The sequence below is a fragment of the Corynebacterium sp. HMSC074A01 genome, from assembly GCF_001831515.1.
Taxonomy (GTDB): Bacteria; Actinomycetota; Actinomycetes; order Mycobacteriales; family Mycobacteriaceae; genus Corynebacterium.
Genome location: NZ_KV825624.1, coordinates 1 through 3206, shown reverse-complemented (window position 1 = coordinate 3206; position 3206 = coordinate 1). Strand labels below are relative to the sequence as shown.

Here is a 3206-nt window from a genome sequence, read left to right as displayed (position 1 = left end):
TCATGTGTGCCGAGCGTCGCTAGCGCAGCCTGTGCTTGGCTTACCGGGTGCGAGCGCTAGCGACGCAGCATGGTTAGATCCCCGCGTCGCCGCTGGTTAAGCGTTACCTTTGGCGCGATTGTGGGACTTGCAGAGCAGCTCGCAGTTGCTTTCCTCGGTCTTGCTGCCCTTCGACCATGCAGTGACGTGATCGGCGTCCATATCCTTGAGCGGCCAGATCTTCGTCTTGACCCCCTCGTGACCGAGGGCGCAATACGAGCAGTTCGAGACACCGTTCTTCTCGGCGGCGTCCGTTTGGCGCTTGTACACGCGCTTTTTGACCGCCTCGGTGAAGACACGCACGCTAAGCAGCCGCGTCTCTTTCTTGCCGCCGAGCAGGTACTCGTAGATGCCCTTCTTCGACTGGACCTGCGAGTCGGAAAGCAGCTCGCGTGCTTCGGCGGTCATCTCTGCTGCGTCGTAGCCCTTGTCGCCGTACTGCTCATAGAGCCTGTTCCATGCGATTCCACGCATGGAACTGACCGTCATCTTGAACACGCTTGCGGCCCAGTCGATGACGGTGGTGAAGTACGTCTGCAGTTCATTGCAGTCGTCGTCATCGCGGTGCTTAGCCATTTAGTTGTCGATACTCACGCCGTCACGCTGAGCGATCCAGTCGAGGGCGACTTCAAGCACCTCCTGGCGGGCGGGTTCACCGCGCACGAAATTCGACCACTTCGACATCAGTCGCCAAGAAGTCTTCCGGTGGTGCATGCGCTACAACACCCGCAGACGGCACTCCTGGTGCAACCTTCTAGCCCCCAATGACTTCGAAGCACTCACATCAGCTACGCCGGCCCAAGCAGCATAGCTACCCCCCGACGTGTCTACTTTCCGGGGGTCAGGCCCGGCCGTCTTTGACGGTGGCGAGTACGCCTGAAGATGCGCAGCAGATTCAGGGGGCCGACACCGGAGAAGCGTGACCCTTACAAACAGACTGTGGCCCCGGCTGCATCAGCAGTCGGGGCCACCCTGCCACAGTAAGCACGATAAGTAGGAGGTGGATATGCGAGACAAGTTCTCGACATATTCGCGCACCACCGTGCGCCTCGATAAGGATTTAGACCGATTTGTCGAGGAGGTCGCACGGGTCGTAGGGGTGCAAAAGGCCGTCGTGTTCCGGGAAGCTCTCTATGTCCTCGCGGAGGAGGAGAGCGTGCTGACGCAAAAGCGTTTGGCCCCGGACACGCTGCGCCGCCTGGACGAGATGAACGACCAACTGCGGCGGATTGGCGTCAATCTAAACCAGTTGGCTCGCCGCGCGAATATCGACGGCGTGGCCCCCGTGTCTGAGGCTGTAGAAAGCATTGGCTCCGAGGTTTCTTCTCTTCGCAAAGAGGTGAAGGACTTTGTCCACAATCAAGATTAACTACAGCCAGAATATCCGCGCGGCAACGGTCTACGCCGTCTATGGAACGGCAGACAATGCCCGCAAGGGTGAGGTGCGAGCCGATGCTTTATGCACGGTTCAACCTAACGCTGAATCGTTTTCTCCGGAGGCTACGGCTGGCCGTTGGTCGGGTGTGGACTTCATGGAAGCCAGTGTGGAAGAAATGGAGCGATATGCTCCGGCTCAGCGCACTGACGAAGCAATTATTTATATCCAATCGTGGGCTAAAGACGAGCTGGATAAGGATAACCCGGCCGATGTAGCTCGGGCTAATGCGGCTGGCTCAGAGCTGGCGATGCGGCTGACGCAGGGCACGGGAGTTCCGTTTACCGTGGCTACGCACACCGACAGTAAAAGCGGCTGTGTCCACAACCATATCGTCTTTGCCAACCACGATACGCAGACAAAGAAGGCTGCACCTCGGGATATGCGCAACTGGTACAAGCTGCGCAATATCAACGACGAGCTGATGCGCGATTTGGGGATGCGTGTCCTGGAGCGAGAGCCGGAAATACCGCTGCTTCCTGCTGAGCGCAGGGCATGCAAGGAGGGCAAGTCCACAGACTCGACGGGCCTGGGCGTGGATGAGCTGACCGCAGCCACGTGGGCAGATTTTGCCCGCAAGCGCATGGATGAGCTGTGCGCGGATAAACAGGTGGCAGATGCTGACGACCCACTGGCGAAGGCAGTAGAGATTGCTGGCAAATACAACCTGTCTCTAAAAGTGCAGCCCAACTCAAAAACCGAGGGTGAGTCGCTAACCGTGGCCCTGGTCGACGACGACGGCGAGGATGCCTACTTCACGAACACCACGAAGGCCGGACGTACTCGAAAGCGTAAAGCAGCTAAAGCTGGCTCAAAATTGGGCCGCAGCTACTCGCTAGAGGGTGTGACCGAACGCGTTAACGAGGCCCAATCAGCCCTTCTTGCGCGGCAGCTTGCAGCACTTCAAGCCAATTCAACCGATGACGACCTGGAGGCGAAATACGGCTCCAGCCTTCTCGATGACGAGGAGGAAGAAAACTATAACAACCAGGAGGTATTCAATCATGGTGTCAGTGACCGAGATGACGAAGCTAGCCCAAACAGCGGCGAAAGGCAAGATGGACAGCGTCTTGAAGGTTCTCAGCCCACGCCTGGACAAGGCGGAGAAGGCTATCAAGACGCTGCAGGAGAAACTGAAGAGTCTGCCGGAGAATACAGGGGACATTCTCAGTTCTCTGCCCAGCGACTTCTCGACGAGGTTGACGCAAGCGGAAAGCGAATTAAGGAACGTAAAAAGCAATCTCGCCGCAAACAAGAACTACGTGAGCAGCAGTCACTTCCAAGTAACGATGATGGAAGTGCAGCAGATGATCACCGGGCTGATAAGGAACATCGAGGATCTGCCCAACGGCCTGGAGGGGGTAAAAGGGTACCTAATCGAGATAAGCGAGCAGATGTCGCGTCTGACAAGGATGCAACAGCTGGTACTCAAAGCAGCCGAAAGCCCCATCCATCTCGACAAGGATTCCAGCCAAGCAGTAGCCCAGAGCCTGAACGCTCAGATGACTTCGAGCCTGACTTCTAGCCTGGAACCGCTGGTAGAAGTAGCTGTATCTGAGGCAATGTCGAAAGAGTCCGAAAGCCTGCACAAGGCAGCAGAAGCATCTAAGAAGGCTCGCAGCGCCCTGCTCCAGGAGAAGGAGTCCAACGAAAAGCTGCTGGAGAAGATACGCGCAGAGCGCAAAAAGTACAACGACGACATGGAAAAGTCGAACACGAACTTTATTAAGGC

4 protein-coding genes are annotated in these 3206 nt (G+C 57.0%); 2 read left to right on the top strand and 2 right to left on the bottom strand.

Annotated elements, in window-relative coordinates:
* Positions 1 to 96 precede the first annotated feature (96 nt).
* Both HMPREF2550_RS08675 and HMPREF2550_RS12305 read right to left on the bottom strand, forming a co-directional pair.
* Positions 97 to 615 (bottom strand): HNH endonuclease, encoded by a 519-nt coding sequence (locus tag HMPREF2550_RS08675; RefSeq protein WP_070764126.1) that lies wholly within the window; start codon positions 613 to 615, stop codon positions 97 to 99.
* Positions 616 to 753 carry a hypothetical protein gene (locus HMPREF2550_RS12305; protein WP_168167134.1) on the bottom strand — a complete coding sequence of 46 codons (138 nt, stop codon included), beginning with the start codon at positions 751 to 753 and terminating at the stop codon, positions 616 to 618.
* 292 nt (positions 754 to 1045) lie between these two features.
* Between HMPREF2550_RS12305 and HMPREF2550_RS08670 the strand changes: the two genes are divergently transcribed.
* Both HMPREF2550_RS08670 and HMPREF2550_RS11920 read left to right on the top strand, forming a co-directional pair.
* On the top strand, positions 1046 to 1408 hold the full coding sequence (locus tag HMPREF2550_RS08670; protein WP_005293765.1) for a MobC family plasmid mobilization relaxosome protein: 363 nt from the start codon (positions 1046 to 1048) through the stop codon (positions 1406 to 1408).
* Complete coding sequence (locus tag HMPREF2550_RS11920) at positions 1389 to 2999, top strand: relaxase/mobilization nuclease domain-containing protein (RefSeq protein WP_083319869.1); 1611 nt, start codon at positions 1389 to 1391, stop codon at positions 2997 to 2999. Before HMPREF2550_RS08670 ends, HMPREF2550_RS11920 begins: the two co-directional genes overlap by 20 nt.
* Positions 3000 to 3206 lie beyond the last annotated feature (207 nt).